The sequence below is a fragment of the Bifidobacterium sp. genome (assembly GCF_022647885.1).
Lineage (GTDB): Bacteria > Actinomycetota > Actinomycetes > Actinomycetales > Bifidobacteriaceae > Bombiscardovia.
Map to the genome: position 1 here is coordinate 598,252 of NZ_JALCLM010000001.1, position 18,198 is coordinate 616,449.

15 protein-coding genes are annotated in these 18,198 nt (G+C 49.0%); 12 read left to right on the plus strand and 3 right to left on the minus strand.

Features of this window, described 5'->3' with window-relative positions:
* Positions 1–15 precede the first annotated feature (15 nt).
* The 12 genes from LKI20_RS02410 to LKI20_RS02465 all read left to right on the plus strand — a co-directional run bounded on the left by LKI20_RS02410 (position 16) and on the right by LKI20_RS02465 (position 13,031).
* Positions 16–705 (plus strand): orotate phosphoribosyltransferase, encoded by a 690-nt coding sequence (locus tag LKI20_RS02410; RefSeq protein WP_291769370.1) that lies wholly within the window; start codon positions 16–18, stop codon positions 703–705.
* The gene (locus tag LKI20_RS02415) at positions 702–1,415 is read left to right on the plus strand and encodes a TrmH family RNA methyltransferase (RefSeq protein ID WP_291769373.1); all 714 of its coding nucleotides are present in this window, start codon (positions 702–704) and stop codon (positions 1,413–1,415) included. Before LKI20_RS02410 ends, LKI20_RS02415 begins: the two co-directional genes overlap by 4 nt.
* 199 nt (positions 1,416–1,614) lie before the next feature.
* Positions 1,615–2,595, plus strand: coding sequence for an ATP-binding cassette domain-containing protein (locus LKI20_RS02420; RefSeq protein ID WP_291769376.1), 981 nt, complete (start codon positions 1,615–1,617; stop codon positions 2,593–2,595).
* Positions 2,592–3,524 (plus strand): hypothetical protein, encoded by a 933-nt coding sequence (locus LKI20_RS02425; RefSeq protein WP_291769379.1) that lies wholly within the window; start codon positions 2,592–2,594, stop codon positions 3,522–3,524. Before LKI20_RS02420 ends, LKI20_RS02425 begins: the two co-directional genes overlap by 4 nt.
* A 94-nt stretch (positions 3,525–3,618) precedes the next feature.
* Positions 3,619–3,915, plus strand: coding sequence for an Asp-tRNA(Asn)/Glu-tRNA(Gln) amidotransferase subunit GatC (gene gatC / locus LKI20_RS02430; RefSeq protein ID WP_291769381.1), 297 nt, complete (start codon positions 3,619–3,621; stop codon positions 3,913–3,915).
* Between the two features lie 8 nt (positions 3,916–3,923).
* Positions 3,924–5,465 (plus strand): Asp-tRNA(Asn)/Glu-tRNA(Gln) amidotransferase subunit GatA, encoded by a 1,542-nt coding sequence (gene gatA / locus LKI20_RS02435; RefSeq protein WP_291769384.1) that lies wholly within the window; start codon positions 3,924–3,926, stop codon positions 5,463–5,465.
* A 23-nt stretch (positions 5,466–5,488) separates the two neighbouring features.
* Entirely contained in the window at positions 5,489–6,991 is a 1,503-nt protein-coding gene (gene gatB, locus LKI20_RS02440) for an Asp-tRNA(Asn)/Glu-tRNA(Gln) amidotransferase subunit GatB (RefSeq protein WP_291769387.1), read from the plus strand.
* Between the two features lie 80 nt (positions 6,992–7,071).
* The gene (locus tag LKI20_RS02445) at positions 7,072–8,160 is read left to right on the plus strand and encodes a GNAT family N-acetyltransferase (protein WP_291769391.1); all 1,089 of its coding nucleotides are present in this window, start codon (positions 7,072–7,074) and stop codon (positions 8,158–8,160) included.
* 4 nt (positions 8,161–8,164) lie between these two features.
* Complete coding sequence (locus tag LKI20_RS02450) at positions 8,165–8,479, plus strand: DUF2469 domain-containing protein (protein ID WP_291769393.1); 315 nt, start codon at positions 8,165–8,167, stop codon at positions 8,477–8,479.
* Between the two features lie 159 nt (positions 8,480–8,638).
* Positions 8,639–10,228 (plus strand): NAD(P)/FAD-dependent oxidoreductase, encoded by a 1,590-nt coding sequence (locus tag LKI20_RS02455; protein WP_291769396.1) that lies wholly within the window; start codon positions 8,639–8,641, stop codon positions 10,226–10,228.
* A 308-nt stretch (positions 10,229–10,536) separates the two neighbouring features.
* Positions 10,537–12,513, plus strand: coding sequence for a transcription termination factor Rho (gene rho / locus LKI20_RS02460; RefSeq protein WP_291769398.1), 1,977 nt, complete (start codon positions 10,537–10,539; stop codon positions 12,511–12,513).
* 86 nt (positions 12,514–12,599) lie between these two features.
* Positions 12,600–13,031: a chorismate mutase gene (locus tag LKI20_RS02465; RefSeq protein WP_291769401.1), complete on the plus strand. Its 432-nt coding sequence runs from the start codon at positions 12,600–12,602 to the stop codon at positions 13,029–13,031.
* A gap of 64 nt (positions 13,032–13,095) precedes the next feature.
* Here LKI20_RS02465 and valS read toward each other — a convergent pair whose 3' ends face one another.
* From valS to nth, 3 genes are all read right to left on the minus strand, one after another.
* Positions 13,096–15,831, minus strand: a complete 2,736-nt coding sequence (valS, locus tag LKI20_RS02470; RefSeq protein ID WP_291769404.1) for a valine--tRNA ligase — start codon at positions 15,829–15,831, stop codon at positions 13,096–13,098.
* Between the two features lie 124 nt (positions 15,832–15,955).
* The gene (locus tag LKI20_RS02475; RefSeq protein ID WP_291769406.1) at positions 15,956–17,494 is read right to left on the minus strand and encodes an ABC transporter substrate-binding protein; all 1,539 of its coding nucleotides are present in this window, start codon (positions 17,492–17,494) and stop codon (positions 15,956–15,958) included.
* A gap of 29 nt (positions 17,495–17,523) precedes the next feature.
* Positions 17,524–18,198 (minus strand): endonuclease III, encoded by a 675-nt coding sequence (nth, locus tag LKI20_RS02480; protein ID WP_291769408.1) that lies wholly within the window; start codon positions 18,196–18,198, stop codon positions 17,524–17,526.

The following is an 18,198-nucleotide window of genomic DNA, read 5'->3' on the forward strand; positions in this document are numbered from 1 at the left end:
TATACTCTGGTAGTCATGGCATCTCAAAGAGAATCCGGATCATTCAGACAAACAGGGTCTCCTGATTTACGTGAAACGCAGGTCAGTGCAAATATAGAGTCTCTTGATACTCGAGAGCAGCTCAAACGCCTGCTGATTCCAGAGGTCTCAACAAAGCCATTTAGTGAGCTTTCAGCAGTGACGTATGACCATCAGGGTTCGCAGCTAGCTGGACACCTTCTACTGGATACACTTGAAGAGTCAGGTTTCGGCATCGATGATTTCGACGCTGTAGGAGCATTAACAGCTGCATCAATTCCTCTGGCTATTTCCATGCTTCAGGCTGCGGCCTCTAGAGGACAAAACCTTGACGCCTTTGTTATGGATTTCGTTTACCCCAGTATCAAAGGTCCCTCAATTCGGGGGAAAAGAGTGATGTTATTGGATGCATGGCTCAGTGAGAAATCATACGTTCAGACTTCGTCCTTAGTCACTTTGCGAAATGGCAACGAGCTGAGTCTTGATTTTGGCATATTGCAGCGTGAGGGTGCACAGGTTATTGGTATAGCCGCTCTAGTTGGATCATCGTGTTCCTCTGCAGGGATAGAAGCTATTAATCCGCTCGATGGTGAACACCACACCTTACCTTTTGTGCGTGTTTTTGATGAAGAAGAATTTTCGACGGTCACGCCGCTCAAGCATATGGATGTTAAGGAGGGGGAGTGAGCAAACCCTCAGCGTTCACTCAAGCTTCGTTGGCCTCAGGAGAACCCGTGTTTCGTACAGTAGGTGTTGGCCCATGGTCGCAGACACATCCAGACCAAGCACGTCCAGATGACCCGTCGTCATCCAACTATGACGCGAGATTTGATACAGAGCTACTCGACGAAGGGGATAGACGAAATGTCCTCGACCGTTTCCGTTATTGGAGCGTTGAAGCGATACGAGATGATCTTGATTTACAAGGACGTCACCAGTTTGAGGTGGCGATTGAAAATTGGACCCATGATTTCAACATAGGTTCGATTGTGCGAACAGCTAATGCTTTTGCTGCCGCAAAAGTGCATATTGTCGGTCCTCACAAATGGAATCGCAAAGGTGCATTGATGACGGAGCTCTACCAGCATGTTGAGCAGCACCCCTCAATGCAAGATTTACTGAATCAGGTAGAGGCCGACGATGCTGCGCGTGGAGATCACGAGCGAACGAGCATCATAGCAATCGACAATGTGCCTGGTGCAGTCGCTATTGAGCATTTTGTCTTTCCTAAACGATGCCTATTGCTTTTTGGAGCAGAGGGGCCAGGTTTGTCGCAAAAAGCATTAGATTGTGCTGAAGACGTGGTATTCATTTCGCAGTTTGGTTCGGTTCGTTCAATCAACGCAGGAGCAGCTGCGGCAGTTGCCATGCACTGCTGGATTATGCAACATAGCTGATAGCTGGCGCTTCGCTATAGATACATAATGCTATGGCCGACGCATGCACGTCATCTTGACGCCACGCCAAAAACTATATTGAACTTACTATTACAGAGTTCTGCATGAGTGGCTAAATACCGGCCTGAACGAGGAGGTATTTCCTGCAGTACGATTATCAACTTAACCTTGCCTTGGAATGAGCTGATAGATTCATAGAGTGATAGAAATACAGAATCTCAGCAAAACCTTCAAAGGTAGAGTTGCAGTTAACAATGTTTCCTTTGTTGCTGCAGATGGCAAAGTTACTGGATTCCTTGGCCCAAATGGTGCCGGCAAATCCACTACAATGCGTACGGCGTTGGGGTTGATCAAGGCAGACAGTGGGCAGGCTCTCATTGATGGTCAGACTTTTGCATCTATGCGTTCTCCGATGTCAGAGGTCGGTGCCGTGCTGGATGCAAAGTCGGCGCATAAAGGCCGATCTGCATATTCCCACTTATATGCTTTGGCGCTAACGAATAACATCCCCAAGGCTCGAGTGGACGAGGTTATTGAGATAACTGGTATCGCGAATGTGAAAAAACGTCGTGCGGGAGCATTCTCCTTGGGTATGAGTCAACGGCTTTCTATAGCTTCCGCGCTGCTTGGTGACCCGCATAACTTGGTATTAGATGAGCCAATTAACGGATTGGACCCAGAGGGAGTGCGCTGGGTAAGAGAACTGTGCCGTTACTATGCCAGCTTGGGCAGAGCAGTGTTGTTGAGCTCTCATCTGATGAGTGAAGTTGCCCTCACTGCAGATAACTTGGTAATCATAGGCCAAGGTCAAGTATTAGAAAATATGGCAGTTGACGCTTTCATTCAAAAGCATTCGAGTGCTGCTATACGCCTTGCCACTCCGGATGTGGAGTTGATGAGGAATCTTGTTGAAAATACACCTGGTGCGCAGATTGAAGAAATTCCTGCCGCCCCAACGGATCCTCAGGGTGCGCTGGTGTTTCATATTTCTGGCGTAGCACTTGAACAGCTGGCACAGGCTATCGCTCAGACCAATATTAGGGTTTACGAATTGTGTGCTGAGCATTCCTCGCTTGAGCAGGCATATATGGAACTCACACATGGGCACGAGCAGTATGCCGCGCAACAGGTTCCGATACAGCGAGCTGAAACGGTGTCTTCAGGGGAGGCCATACGATGAGTTCAAGGAATATCGCTACATCGAAGGAAACTGGACAAGGTGGCTACGTTTCGGGCAGTAGGCTCTCACCACGTCGTATTCACGTGACTTTTGGTGGGAGTATCCATGCAGAGTTGGTTAAACTGCTGAGTCTTAAGTCGAGCTATATCCTACTTATCATCAATGCTGCTCTGATACCTCTGGGAACCTTACTGGTAGCGTGGAGTACCAAGCTGGTGAATTCTATAGATGAACAAGGTAATATTCTCAGCACCACCAAGCCGATTGAAATGGCTAACCTCTGGATCTCAGTTGGAGCGTTTGTCAGCACAGCAGTGTTGGCGGCAGGAATTCTTGCAATTATGTCCTTGACTTCTGAATTTGGCAATATGTCAATTCAATCATCCCTCACAGCTAATCCACGTCGTGGCATGTTGATGGCGGCTAAGGCCATTGCGATTTCAGTGCTCACCGCATTCTCAACCTTGCTAGGAGTTTTGCTGGCATGGGGTGTCGCGCATATCTTCTTCCTTGGGGTAACTCTTACCCCCTTACCAAATTCGCAGCGTTTTGTCCCATTGATTATCATTCTTGGCGCGCCAGTTGCCTCTGCGCTTATTGCAGTCATGGCGCTAGGCATTGCAGGAATATGCCGATCAACTGTGGGTGCAGTATTTACCTTTATCGCTTTCATGATGATCGTTCCCCAAATACTAGCGGTGATTGCGCAGCTCGGTAATGGCTTCCATTGGATTGGTACCGTTACGGCAGCTCTTCCAAATTCATTGATGGACGGCGCAGTCGGCGCGGGGATAGGAACGTCATTACCCACTAGTTCGTCAAACGCTTTCGATCCAAATTGGTGGCAAAGCTTATTGCTGTTGGCAGTTTGGTCAGCTGCGTCTTATGTACTGGGAACATTGTTCGTGAAACATCGTGATATTAACTAATTGTCAGAGTTATAAGGATTTCAGTAATTCTTAGGTACGAATTGCCTCACACAGCGAAGTTTAGGTGTCACACACGGCACATATAGTAAGGGCTATGCCAACATTCACACGAGAAGAAATCGAGCATTTGGGAGACCTGGCTCGTATAGCCCTCACCGATGATGAGATTAGCCGACTCCAGGGTGAGCTGAACGTGATCGCTGAGTCAATCGCAAAAGTTCAGGAAGTTGCAGGTGAGGATGTGCCACCTACAGCGAATCCTGTTCCTCTGGAAGCTTACTTGCGCCCTGACGTGGCGGAACAGCCATTGACACAGGAAGCGGCACTGAGTGGTGCACCGGCAACTGAAGCCGGTATGTTTGTAGCCCCACGCATTCTGGGTGAGGAGTGAGGGAAGTAATGACACAACACAGTGAACTCGTTACGATGAGTGCTGCCCAGATGGCGCAGCAAATCAAAGACGGTGAAGTATCGAGCCGAGAGCTGGTAGAAGCTGAGCTAGAGGCAATTGCGGCTGCTGAACCAAGCATACAAGCCTTCCTGCAAGTGTCTGGCGACGAAGCTTTGCATCAGGCTGATGCATTCGATGCTCGTCGTAAGGCAGGAGATGTCGAAGGGCTTTCTGAACTTGCCGGTGTACCTATCGCTGTCAAAGATATGATCGTTACCAAAGGGATTCCCACCACGGCGGCCTCCAAAATTCTTGAAGGGTGGGTGCCTCCTTACGACGCAACTGTTGTGCGTAAGCTCAAGGCAGCGGGCATGCCTATTCTTGGTAAAACAAATCTTGATGAGTTTGCACAGGGTTCTTCAACTGAGCACAGCGCGTACCAGACCACACATAATCCTTGGGATACAGAACGTGTCCCAGGTGGTTCGGGCGGTGGTTCAGCCTCAGCAGTCGCCGCCTTCGAAGCTCCATTGGCACTTGGCACTGACACGGGTGGCTCCATTCGTCAGCCAGGCGCTTTAACCGGCACAGTCGGTGTGAAGCCTACATATGGTGGTGTGTCACGGTTTGGTGCAATTGCCATGGCCTCATCGCTCGATCAGATTGGGCCAGTCTCGCGCACAGTGCTTGATGCTGCACTATTGCATGAAGTCATTGGCGGATATGATGAGCGCGATTCCACATCAATTCCTAAGCCATTACCTAAACTGGCAGACGCTGCACGCGAGGGAATGAAGCGTGACCTGCATGGTATGCGCGTAGGTCTTGTCAAGGAAATTAGTGGTGAGGGATTCCAAGCTGGCGTAGAGGCACGATTCCGTGAGGGCGTTGCTGCACTAGAAGCTATGGGTGCTGAAGTAGTTGAGATTTCTTGCCCGCATTTCTCTTATGCATTAGGTGCGTATTACATCATTATGCCTTCGGAAGTCTCGAGCAACCTTGCTCGCTACGATGGTATGCGCTATGGCTTGCGCGTGATGCCTAAGGAAGGTACACCGCAAACTGCTGCAAATATGATGTCTGCAACGAGAGAACAGGGCTTCGGCGACGAGGTCAAACGACGTATCATTCTGGGAACGTATGCACTCTCCGCGGGTTACTATGACGCTTGGTACGGGTCAGCGCAGAAGGTGCGCACATTGATTATTCGTGACTTTGCGAAGGCTTTTGAGCAGGTCGATGTGTTGGTATCACCTACTAGCCCAAGCACCGCATTCAAATTCGGCGAGAAAATGAATGATCCTCTGACGATGTATTTGGAAGATATCGCCACAATTCCAGCCAATTTGGCAGGTGTGCCTGCCATGTCTATTCCAGCTGGGTTAAGTGATGATGGTTTGCCTGCTGGATTCCAGTTCTTTGCTCCACAGATGCACGACGAAAAACTGTATAAGCCGGCCGCAGCACTGGAAGCGGCTCTGCTGGAACAGCACCATGGTCCTATCTGGCAGTCAATGAACACCCCTTGGCTTGATGGCCTAAACAAGTAAGCATCGGAAGGATTACATTCGATATGGCTGATAAATTGATGAAGTACGCCGATGCCGTCTCTAAGTTCGATACGGTTTTCGGTCTTGAGGTCCACGTTGAGTTGAGCACCAACACCAAGCTCTTCTGCCCTGCGCACATAGAATTCGGTGGTGAGCCCAATACTCAGCTCACACCAGTATCTCTAGGACTGCCAGGAAGCCTGCCGGTAGTGAATAAGACCGCTATCGACTATGCCATTAAGTTAGGCCTCGCTTTGCACTGTGAAATTGCTGAGTGGAGCCAGTTTGCACGTAAGAACTATTTCTATCCTGATATGCCGCGCGATTATCAGATTTCTCAATATGATAAACCGCTCAATGGCAATGGATACCTCGATGTCGAGCTTGAAGATGGTGAAATCTTCCGCGTACAAATTGAACGCGCCCATGTTGAGGATGACGCAGGTAAAAATACTCACTTAGGTGGTGCTGACGGGCGCATTGAAGGTGCTGACCATTCGCTGTGTGATTATAACCGTGCAGGTGTGCCACTCGTGGAGATTGTGACAAAGCCAGTTGAGGGTGCTGGTTCGCGGGCACCAGAAATTGCTGGCGCTTATGTACGCGCGATACGAGATATCGTGAAAGCACTCAATATTTCTCACGCTCGCATGGAGCAGGGGAACATGCGTGCAGATGTCAACGTTTCTTTACGCAATAATCCTGAAGATGCATTGGGTACTCGTTCGGAAACCAAGAACGTTAACACCTTCAAAGGCATCGAAAAGACCATGGCTTACGAAATTCGTAGGCAAGCTGCGATTCTAGAAGCTGGTGGCGAAATACTTCAGGAGACTCGTCATTGGGATGAGGGTTCGCAGTGCACTGCAGGTGGACGCATAAAGTCCGATGCGGATGATTACCGTTATTTCCCTGATCCTGATTTGGTGATGGTGCATGTCACCAGCGACCACATCGCTGAACTCGCCAAGCAGTTACCTGAGATGCCACGTGAGCGTCGTGCACGGCTTAAAGCTGAATGGGGATTCTCTGACTTAGAGATGCGTGATGTGGTAAATGCTGACGCCTTGGATCTCATTGAAGAAACAGTCAAAGCGGGGGCTAAAGCAGCTGGTGCACGTAAGTGGTGGATGGGTGAGCTTTCGCGAGAAGCTAATGCACAGGAGCTAAGTCTAGTTGAATTGCCTATTACACCTGAGGACGTTGCTCAGGTTGAGGCGCTGATTGCTAAAGGCACGCTCAACGACAAATTGGCGAAACAAACTGTTTCAGGTGTGCTTGCAGGTGAAGGTACGCCAGCTGAGGTTGTAGCTAAGCATGGCTATCAGGTGGTTTCTGATGACGGCGCATTGCTTACAGCCGTCGACGAGGCACTTGCAAACAATCCTGATATCGTCGAGAAACTTAAGTCAGGCAATATGAAGCCGATGGGAGCAATTATCGGAGCTGTGATGAAAGCTACCCATGGACAGGCTGATGCCAAGGCGGTACGTTCTATCGTCTCGGAAAAAGTCGCTTCACTGTGATGTACACTGTATGCGCGTAATCCCAACAAGGGTGTGCATACCTAAAAGTTCTAAGCGGCTAGCAACTACGAAGGCGGGATATGGTACGAGCCAACGAGGTCAACAGTCCAGAGCCGGAGCAGAGTAGAGAGCTGCCGGAGCGTCTCATCATTCCTGAAATCAAAGGGGAAATGGTGCACCTGCGTCCGGCAGGTCTCGACGATCTTCCATACATGGATCAGTTGGAGGCATTCTATAACGCTTCTGGCATAACAGGTAAAGGTATACAGGCGGAACGAGCCGTGCTGCATACCTGGGTAAAGCGTTCAGTTGCATGGAGTTGGGGACAAACCGCTGGAGAATCAGGCGTTGGCGATCCTGAATCACGCCGTACTATCGCATGGGCAATGCTAGCCAGTACTGAGGATTCGGGAGACGACTCCGTCACTGCTGCTCAGGGTAGCGACGCTATCATCGGTATGATTTTTCTTATTGATATTGATGGTTGGTCGCGTTCTGCACGTATTCAGGTAGTTCTTGGTAAGAACTATCGCGGACGAGGGTATTCGCGTGATGCAATGCCACGAGTGATGACTTATGGCTTTGCCCCTGAACCAGCAGGTCTAGGTTTACACCGTATTTGGGTGAGCGTACCTGAAAAAAATACTCGTTCAACATCGGTGTATCAGTCGCTTGGTTTTGTTCCGCAGGGCAGCTCACGCGATGCTCTCTGGGATGTTGAAAATGGTAAGTATCAAGACCTCATTGTGATGGATACACTGGTTGACGAATATGATCCAATCCAATCACTTGACGCTTTCGGTATGCATGTCATTGAAGATAATCCTGGCGTGCGTGAAGCACTTAGCGCCAAGGAACACTCAATGGCTCTTCGTCTGAACCAACACTCTGAGAAGGTTGGGACTGGCGATTCCACGTCTCATGTAGAAAAGCGTATTCAGCAGGCACCACCGGTGTCCCTCCCCAAGCAGTCTTTGCAGGCCATTGAAAGTACTTCAATGACCGGTAGTGATACGTCACGGGAGCACGATGCCGCGCAAACAGACGATCACAGTGACGACCAAGCAGAGTGGCCATACAATCAAAGTAGTCGGAAAACCTCAAAGAGGGCCTGGTGGAGGAATATCGGACGCAGCCGTAGTCGTACGGATGAAGCCCAGAAGGACTGAAGTAATGAGTGCAGAGGATTTGGACAACTACGAGACCGATGCTGAGTTGGCCCTGTATCGTGAGTATAGAGATGTCATCAAGCTCTTCACTTATGTAGTAGAAACTGAACGCAGATTCTATTTAGCGAATAAGGTTGATTTCAATGTTCGCAGTGCCGGACAGGATGTGTATTTTGATGTCCAGCTCACTGATGCGTGGGTCTGGGATGTGTACCGGCCAAGTCGCTTTGTTAAAAATGTACGTATTGTCACATTTAAAGATGTCAATGTGGAAGAAGTACAGAAAACAGACATAGATATCCCTGATTCGATGGGCTAATAAGCGTTTTTTCGATGACAGTATCCGTGTGTTTGCGGTCTTTTGCTGAACGATAGTGGCAAACATTACAAGATTGTGTGACATATCAGTGAATGTCCAACGGTGACGTGGGGGTGTTCATATAGACTAAACAGGATTATTTGGGCTCAGGAGGTTAAGTTGACGAAAAAACAATCCGTGGTGATTATTGGCGGAGGCCCCGCAGGTCTGACCGCGGCGTGGGAGCTTGCTAAAGACGGCGGTAGTGATCAGTATGATGTGACTGTACTCGAGGCTACTCAGCAGTTCGGTGGCATCTCGAGAACGGTGAAACATAACGGTAACCGTATGGATATTGGTGGTCACCGTTTCTTCTCCAAGGACGATCGCATCATGGATTGGTGGAAGAATGTGCTTCCATTACAAGGCGCACCGTCTTATGACGACAAGAAGCTCAACCGTCATCATGATCTTGAACCAGGTGGTCCTGATCCGGAGACTACAGATAAGGTGATGCTGAAGCGCCACCGTGTTTCCAGAATTTACTGGAATCATCATTTCTTTGACTACCCAATCTCTCTCTCGATGAATACTTTGAAGGCTTTAGGTTTTAGGCTGACCATGGTTGCTGGTTTCAGTTACCTCAAGTCGGTATTTCATAAACTTCCTGAAGATAATCTTGAGAATTTTTATATCAACCGTTTCGGGCGCAAGTTGTATTCGATGTTTTTTGCGGGATATACCGAGAAGTTGTGGGGACGTGCCCCTAAGGAGATTAGCGCTGATTGGGGTGCGCAACGTGTTAAGGGTCTCAGCATTATGGGCGTGTTAAAGAATGCAGTCCAAAAAATGCTACCGAAGAAACGCGACGCACATGAGGTTGAAACCAGCCTTATTGAGGAATTCTGGTATCCGAAACTCGGACCTGGCCAACTTTGGGAGACAGTTGAAGAAAATTGTCGTGAAGTTGGAGTCAAGGTTATTACTGATGCCAAAGTGGTGGAACTTGACCAACAGGACGGACGTTTGTCAGCAGTGGTATATGTTGACGCTGAGGGTAATCGGGTCAGTCTGCAGGCTGATGATGTCATCTCTTCCATGCCTATCAAAGATTTGGTCAACGCTGTACATGCTTCGCCTCAATCTGCACCTGAAGACATGACAACAATTGCTAACGGACTGCCATACCGTGATTTTGTGACGGTCGGACTTTTGGTTAAGAACTTGAGTATCAGTAATACCACGGATATTCCTACGCTTGGAAATCCTCCTGTGGTGCCAGATTGCTGGATTTATGTTCAGGATCCTGGTTTCAAGGTGGGACGTTTGCAAGTGTTCAATAACTGGAGTCCTTACCTGGTTAAGAATGTTGATGAGACTGTGTGGATTGGTCTTGAGTACTTCTGTGAAGAGGGCGATGACTTCTGGAATCTCAGTGATGAAAAAGCCACTGCTTTCGCAGTAGATGAGCTGACTCGTATGGGCATCATTACAGGGCCACAGGATGTGATGGATTCCCACCGTGAACGTGTGCAAAAGGCATACCCAGCGTACTTCGATACATATGCTCGAATGCCAGAGTTGGTTGACTGGCTTGATTCCTTTGGTAATTTGTATTGCGTCGGTCGTAACGGGCAACATCATTACAACAACCAGGATCACTCAATGGCCACTTCAATGGAAGCGGTTGACAATATCAGGACTGGTCGCACATCGAAAACGAATGTGTGGAATGTCAATACCGAGAAAAGTTACCACGAAGAGAAATAGCGTGGTCTTACACCTGCTCTACACGCTGCATTGTTAAGTTGCGTGCCGAGGTAGCATATGACGGCGGTTCAACCATCAGCCTTTGGGCTTGGTGATTGGGCCGCCGTCATATGCATTTCGATGCAACGCACGAGATGCTGTGGTGAGTTTCTGGCGTTTCGTTTTGCAAGATGAGTGCTCTCGTTGTACAGTGTTCAAAGTTCCTGATGCTGAGACAGCATCGGACTTCAATATGCGGATATTCCGCCATAATTCTCTAGCCACGTCAGACTATGCGTCGACGAAGCGGTAGGAAAGGCATTATTACTGTGGCAACAAGCCAAAAACTCACTGATATGAAACTGCCTGAGCTCAAGGAGCTTGCCAAGCAGCTCGGTCTGCGAGGCACTTCGACGATGCGCAAGCCCGCACTGGTAGCGACTATAGAAGCCGCACGCTCTGGTGGAGAAGCACCTGCAGGGGTGACAGTACGTTCTTCTGTCAACTCAAACTCACAGAATCCTGCTGATTCTGAAACAACACAACAGCATTCCGTAAGTAATGACGTACAAGAATCAGCTCCGGCCTCTTCGATTGGAAAACAGTCTCGTTCACGCAGAGATAATCGAAATAAAACCGTTGTTGAAGAAGTGCATACCCAAGATGCTCAGGCAGCGCGTGGTGCATCTGTCCAAGGTCTTTTTGATGATGCTTCAAGTGACAAACCAAAATCCAAGCGCTCTTCATCCGACCAAGAACAAGCTCCAAGCTCTCATAAAGACGAAGAAATTCTGACTTTGCCACGGCGTAGACGAAATCGAACTCAAAGTGCTCATACTGAAAATGCTGAGCATAGTCCAGTTCGCGATCTCGATGACATCCTTGCTGTGTTGCCCAATCGCAATGAACGCAATCAGCAACATACGGCCGATACAGAAGCTCCAGTCGAGGAGCATGAGACCGTTCGTCGAGGTCGGCGTGATCGTTCAGATCGCAATGAACGCGGCAACAATCGCAATAATCGAAACGAGCGTAGTTCAGAGCGCAATAACGATCGTAATAATGACCGTAACGAGCGTAATAGCGAACGCCGTAATCGCAACAGACGTGATCGCTCAGCAGATTACGAGAACCGCGAAGATGACCGTCGTGATGAGACGCAGCAGGAGGAGTTAGTTCCTGTAGCTGGCATTGTAGATGTTCTGGATTCCTACGCTTTCATCAGGACTTCAGGTTATTTGCCTGGTCCAAATGATGTGTATGTATCAATGGGGCAAGTCCGTAAGTATGCATTGCGCAAGGGCGATGCTGTTCACGGTGCTATTAGACCACCGCGCGAGGGAGATCGACGCAATCAGCGCCAGAAGTTTGTGCCGTTGCAATCCATAGATTCTGTAAACGGTATGAGTATCGAAGATGCCTCGAATCGTTCACATTTTAATAAGCTCACACCGCTATATCCTCAAGAACGCCTTCGCATGGAGACGCAACCTAATAAACTTACCGGACGCTTGATTGACATTATTTCGCCAATTGGTAAAGGACAGCGTGGGCTTATCGTATCGCCGCCAAAGGCCGGTAAGACTATCACCTTGCAGAATATTGCGAATTCCATTTCTACAAATAATCCTGAGGTTCATCTGATGGTTGTTCTAGTTGATGAACGCCCTGAGGAAGTTACTGATATGGAGCGCACCGTACAAGGTGAAGTTATTTCTTCAACTTTCGACCGCCCTGCCTCTGATCACACCACGGTGGCTGAATTGGCTATTGAGCGTGCCAAGCGTTTAGTTGAGCTGGGACAAGATGTTGTTGTGTTGCTTGATTCCATGACTCGTCTTGCTCGAGCCTACAATATTGCTGCTCCGGCATCTGGGCGTATTCTTTCGGGTGGTGTTGACGCTCAGGCTCTGTATCCTCCAAAGAAATTCTTTGGAGCTGCTCGTAACATTGAAAATGGTGGATCGCTCACGATTATTTCTTCGGCACTGGTAGAAACCGGTTCGAAGATGGATGAGGTTATTTTCGAAGAGTTCAAGGGCACTGGCAACATGGAGCTGCGACTTTCGCGCGAGCTTGCTGATAAGCGTCTCTTCCCAGCCATCGATATCATCTCATCAGGTACACGACGCGAGGAACTTATCACACCGCCAGAAGAGCTTGCAGTGATCTATAGACTGCGTCGAGCATTCGGCGGTATGGAACCAGAGCAGGCTTATCAGACTTTGGTCCCCCGTCTGAAAAAAACTCCGAGCAACCGTGATTTCTTGGCTGCAATTACCTCGTCGATGCCGCAGGTGAAGTAAGAGTTCACTCGGTATTTTCGAATATCGAAAGTAGTGATGCTTGCGTCGCCGGACTTGATGGGCCTCCTAGTTGTATTCTAGGAACCATGAGTGATGTAGACGACGCAGGCAACTGGCCTCGGCCAGATGAACAAATAGAAGAGCCAAGCGAGGCTTCCACAACGATCGATTCGCACAGCGAGAGTAATAATCCAGAGGTTGCTCATTGTGTGGAAGCAATAGAGGCTTTGCGTCAATCTATTGACAATGTGGACACAGCGATTGTGTCACTGCTAGCAGAGCGTTTCAAATATACTTCTCAAGTCGGCGTGCTAAAAGCGCGTGCTGGTTTCGAACCAGCAGACTATCAGCGAGAACATCAGCAAATCGAACGCCTCCGGCATATAGCGCAGGATGCAGGGCTTGATACCAATATTGCAGAAATGTATCGAGAATTTGTTGTCACTGAAGCAAAAAAACGGCACAGAAGGATTGCTCAGGCTGGCGGGGATCCTGGAGTCCTAGACGTTTTCGCCTAACTCACCGCAAAAATAATGCGCTGCTTCAATCATCTATATTGAAGCAGCGCATTATGTTGCTAATTTAGTGCTTGGGCTTCTTTGCTGGCGGTTCACCTAGCACGCTCGTAATGACGGATATTGTTGTTTCACTGTTGTCAACATCCGCAGTATTGTCGTTCACGGCTGTGTCGAGCTGAAGCTCACCACTTACCCGCCCTGCCTCTGCAATATCGGCAAGCGTATTGTGCACGGCGTCAAGCCCCTCAGCAGGAACTGCCAGCGTGGCGCTGAGTATCGGGGTTTTCATTGACACTTTCGCTTCTGATTTAATCTTGCGAAGTTCTGCGAGTGCCTGACCAGCCCACATCAACACTGCTGGGTCTACACCTTGAGCAGCCTGTGCATAGATTGCCGCTTCAGGCCAGCTTGTACGGTGGACGGATGATGAGTCCGCGTGCATCCATCCCCATATTTCCTCGCAGGCAAATGGCAGATATGGTGCTAGGAGGCGCGCAAAAGCATCAAGGACAAGCCCAAGTGTGGTGCGTGCAGAAGTTATAGCGTGTTCGCTTGGGATGATTCCAGAGGCGTCAGCAGTGCCGTATGCACGGTTCTTGGCTAACTCAATATAATCATCGCAGAAGTCCCAGAAGAAACTTTCGATAACTTCCAAAGCCTTGGAATGCTCGTAGGCGTTGAGACTGTTGGTGGCTTCGGTGATAACTTTTGCTAAGCGAGCTAGGACTGCGCGGTCAAGTGTTTCACTGACATCCTCAAGATTCCACTGAGCCGTCGCAGACGTGGCAACATGGTGATTGTCATCTTCGCGGCCGATTGCGAGTGCGAATTTGGTGGCGTTAAGCAGTTTGATGGCTAAACGACGACCGATTTTCATCTGTCCTTCGTCATAGGTGGCATCCAGGCCGAGTCTTGCTGAGGCCGCCCAGTAGCGCACAGCATCTGCACCAAATTTGCTAATGGGTTCGTTTGGCACTACCACGTTGCCCTTAGATTTGCTCATCTTCTTGTGGTCTGGGTCAAGAATCCAACCAGAAAGGGCTGTATGAGCCCAAGGGAGGCAATGATTTTCCAGATGAGCACGAGCTACCGAGCTGAAGAGCCAGGTACGAATGATGTCCTGCCCCTGCGGCCTCAAATCCATAGGGAAGGTGGCTGCATGAAGGGCTTCGTTTTCCTTGCCCTCTTCCGCCCAATGTGTGACGATCTGCGGAGTTAATGAACTAGTTGCCCAAGTGTCCATAATGTCACGCTCGGCGGTGAAACCATCTGGCTGGTCGCGTTGGGATTCGTCAAATCCTTCGGGTGTATCCGTCGTAGGATCAATAGGTAGTGAGGCTTCATTGGGTGTAATAACACGAGTGAAATCAGTGTTGCCGTTGCTGTCAACGGCGTACCACAATGGGAATGGAACACCAAAGAAACGTTGTCGAGAAATCAACCAGTCGCCATTAAGTCCATGCACCCAGTTGTCGTAGCGCACACGCATGAAGTCTGGATGAAAGTTCAGTTCCTTACCACGATTAATCAATTCAGCGTTCAACTGTGTATCGGTGCCGCCATTGCGTAAATACCATTGACGAGAAGTAACGATTTCCAAGGGTTTATCGCCCTTTTCGTAGAAGTTCGTCATACGCTTAGTAGGTATTGGCTCGCCGTCCATATCGCCGGACTCGCGAAGGGCATCTGCAATTATTTTTCGTGCAGAGAATACAGTTTTACCTTGTGTCTGCTCGAAGATTAAGCGTCCATTTTCATCCTCAATCCAATCCGGCACATCCATGATGATGCGTCCGTTGCGTTGAATGATTGAACGAGTTGGAAGATGCAGATCACGCCACCACTGCACATCAGTAACGTCTCCGAAAGTACAGCACATGGCAATACCAGCACCTTTATCCATCTCAGCTGCCGGATGCGCAAGAATTGGCACTTTTACGTGGAAGAGAGGGGAATAGACCATTTCGCCGAAGTGTGCTTTGTAGCGTTCATCATCGGGATGTGCAATCAACGCGCCACAAGCCGCAAGCAGTTCGGGACGAGTCGTTTCGATATACAGAGGGGTTCCGTCTTCGAAACGGAATGCGATCTTGTGATAAAAGCCAGGATATTCGCGGGATTCTAGCTCAGCCTGAGCAACAGCAGTCTGGAAGGTAACGTCCCACAGGCCTGGGGCTTGTTGCTGATAGGCTTCGCCTCTGGCCAAGTTACGCAGGAATGCCTTTTGTGCAACTCGGCGAGGATGCTCACCGATGGTGTGGTAAGTCTGTTTCCAGTCAACGGAGAGGCCAAGGGATTTCCAGAGTGCTTCGAAGAGCTTTTCGTCCTGCGAGGTAAGGCGTTCACATAGCTCAATGAAGTTTTGTCGCGATACTGGAACTTGATCACGCGCTTCGAGCTTCTTGCCTTCTGTTCCCTCGAAAGGAGGTTTGAAATCTGGATCGTATTTTAGTGAAGTATCTACTCGAACGCCATAATAATTTTGTACGCGTCGTTCAGTTGGCAGGCCGTTGTCATCCCAACCCATCGGATAGAACACATCGAAGCCCTGCATTCGTTTAAATCTGGCTATGACATCAGTGTGCGTATATGAGAACACATGGCCTACATGCAAGTGACCAGAAACTGTTGGGGGAGGAGTATCAATGGAATATACGCCGCTACGTTGAGAAGTGTTGCGGAAACTATATGTGCCTTCCTCTTCCCATCGCTTGCACCATTTATCTTCAAGTCCGTCCACGCCTACATGATCAGGTAATGCTGTCAGCTGGGCGTGTATGCTGTCTGTGTTCTCGCTCATATCGACCAAGTTTATGAATCCAGTGTGACATGTGTGATTGCAGGCTCTGCCACTGCGATATGGCGCTTATTGTTCACTCAGTATGCTGCAGGTGCTCAATATACGGCGACGATGGACGATGGCGTTATTGTTTAGTGATATTCCACAGGGGCAGGTAAGCACTAGTCCTATTCACAGGGACTCCCGCAAGATTGTTGCTGTATGCCGTCACTGGCACTTTCATAAACAGCCATTCTGCTGGTGAACCTTCAGACACTGCTCTTGCGTAGGCTTTGAGCTCCTGAGAATATTCATCATTGTTGATTGCTGATTGAGCTTTCTGATAATGATCTTGTGCGCTGGGGCTATCAAATTTGGTGATGGATTTGGATGGGTCAGCATAACTACCTGCATCAGTTGCGGACGATGTGGTGAGTATCGTCATATCAAAAGCACGTTGTGACTTAACTTGCTGTTGCCATGTGGCATCATTCACCATGGTTGCGGTTACAGGTATGCCGCCCTTGGCCAATTCTGTTTTGATGAGTTGCCCAAGCTGTTCCCCGTAAGATTCGGGATAGACCAAGCGCAAGCTGCCCGAATAATATGAAGGAGGGAAATAAGCGGCAAGAGCTGCGCCCTTATTGATATCTAAGGGAAATAGTCCTGTGAGATCTTCGTAACCTGTGTCCAAAGGACTGAAAGGTCCAGCGATGGCGGCGCCAAGACCTTGTTGAGATTGAACAATTTCGGAATCATTAACGAGATATCGAATCGCTTGCCGGAGTCGTTGGTCTGAAAGTACAGAACTGGTATCTGTATTGAAAGCTAGAATTACAGATTCTTGGCTTAATCCGGTGCTAACGCTAAGAGCAGCGTTGCTTTTTGCTGCCTGCAAACCAGTCGCATCAAGCGGAGTTGCTATATCCACATCCCCTGACTCCAACGCTTGCGACAATAGCTTGGCATCTGCATAATATTTCAGCGTAATATTGTCGGTTTTAGGCGCGGAAGCCCAATAGTTAGTATTTTTAGAGAGCTTAAGGCTGGAATCCTTATTCCAATCAGATACCTCATATGGGCCTGAGCCTACAGCCTGCGTGGAGTAGTTAATCTTAGCTTCTTGATCATAGACAATCCCGGCTCTGGTAGAGAGAGCCTCTAATAAGTTCGGTGCTGGCGATGCCACAGTAATACGAACGGTGCGGGCATCCTCCTCATCAACAGCACTGATTAAAGAAAGCTCGTCGGCCCCTTGATATTTTTTCGTTATCGTCTGTTGTAACGACCAGACAACATCTCGTGCGTCCAGTGTGTGCCCGTTGCTAAAGCGGATATTGCTGTTGAGGTGGAAAGTGTAGTGCAAACCATCCTTCGAAAGATCCCAAGACCGAGCTAGACCAGCTTCTGGAACATTTTTTTCACTACTGCCAACTAAAGTCTGATATACATTGCCAAGCAAAGCTTGATTGATAGCGTTACCCTGTTCGCTGCGTATATCCAGCGATTGTGGAGCGGTGAGTGTTCCTACGTTGACGTTTGCATCCGAAACAACAAGATTGCCAGCTAAGATGCTCCGATGATTGAGTAGTGACCATCCGACCCAAGTGATCGCGCTCAAAGCAATAAGCGCAACAAGGAACATGACGGCAGATTTCCAAGAAGCCTGTTCTGTTCTCTTCATACTTACGAGTCTATAGTCTGGGCATGTCTTCAATCAGACGAGATGACTTCCGCGCTTGGGCAAGTATTCGCTAGGGGACAGCGTTGACATTCGGGTTTTCGTGCATGACATATGGCTCTTCCATGAAGGATAAGCCGATGAGATAGATCAGTCCAGGTCTCGGGAGGAAAGTATGAGGTTATCTCATGCTCAATGTGTACAGGATCAGGATGAGGCGTTTTCCAGTCTCGCCGCCAACGCAATCTGCGAGTAAGGCGGATGACGTGGGTATCCACAGGGAACCCAGGGATCTTAAAAGCGTTGCCTAACACTACATTTGCTGTTTTCCGGCCAACCCCAGGCAAACTGGTAAGCTCATCCATCGTTTTAGGAACTACCCCATTGAATTGAGTTTCCAAGATATTGCCAAGACCAATAAGGTGTTTAGCTTTGGCATGGTAAAACCCCGTGGAATGAATGATATCTTCAAGTTCGGAAGGGTTGGCTTCACTCAGAGATTTGGCAGTAGGGTAGGTGTCGAATAGTTCAGGCGTAACCAGATTGACGCGAACATCTGTGGTCTGTGCACTGAGTACTGTGGCCACAAGCAGTTGCAGCGGAGTCGAGAAATCGAGAGCACAACGCGGAGCAGGGTACAAGACACAGAGCTTGTCGTATTCCTCATGCATTCGAGACAGTCGATGAGTATTGCTTTCTCTAGCCAT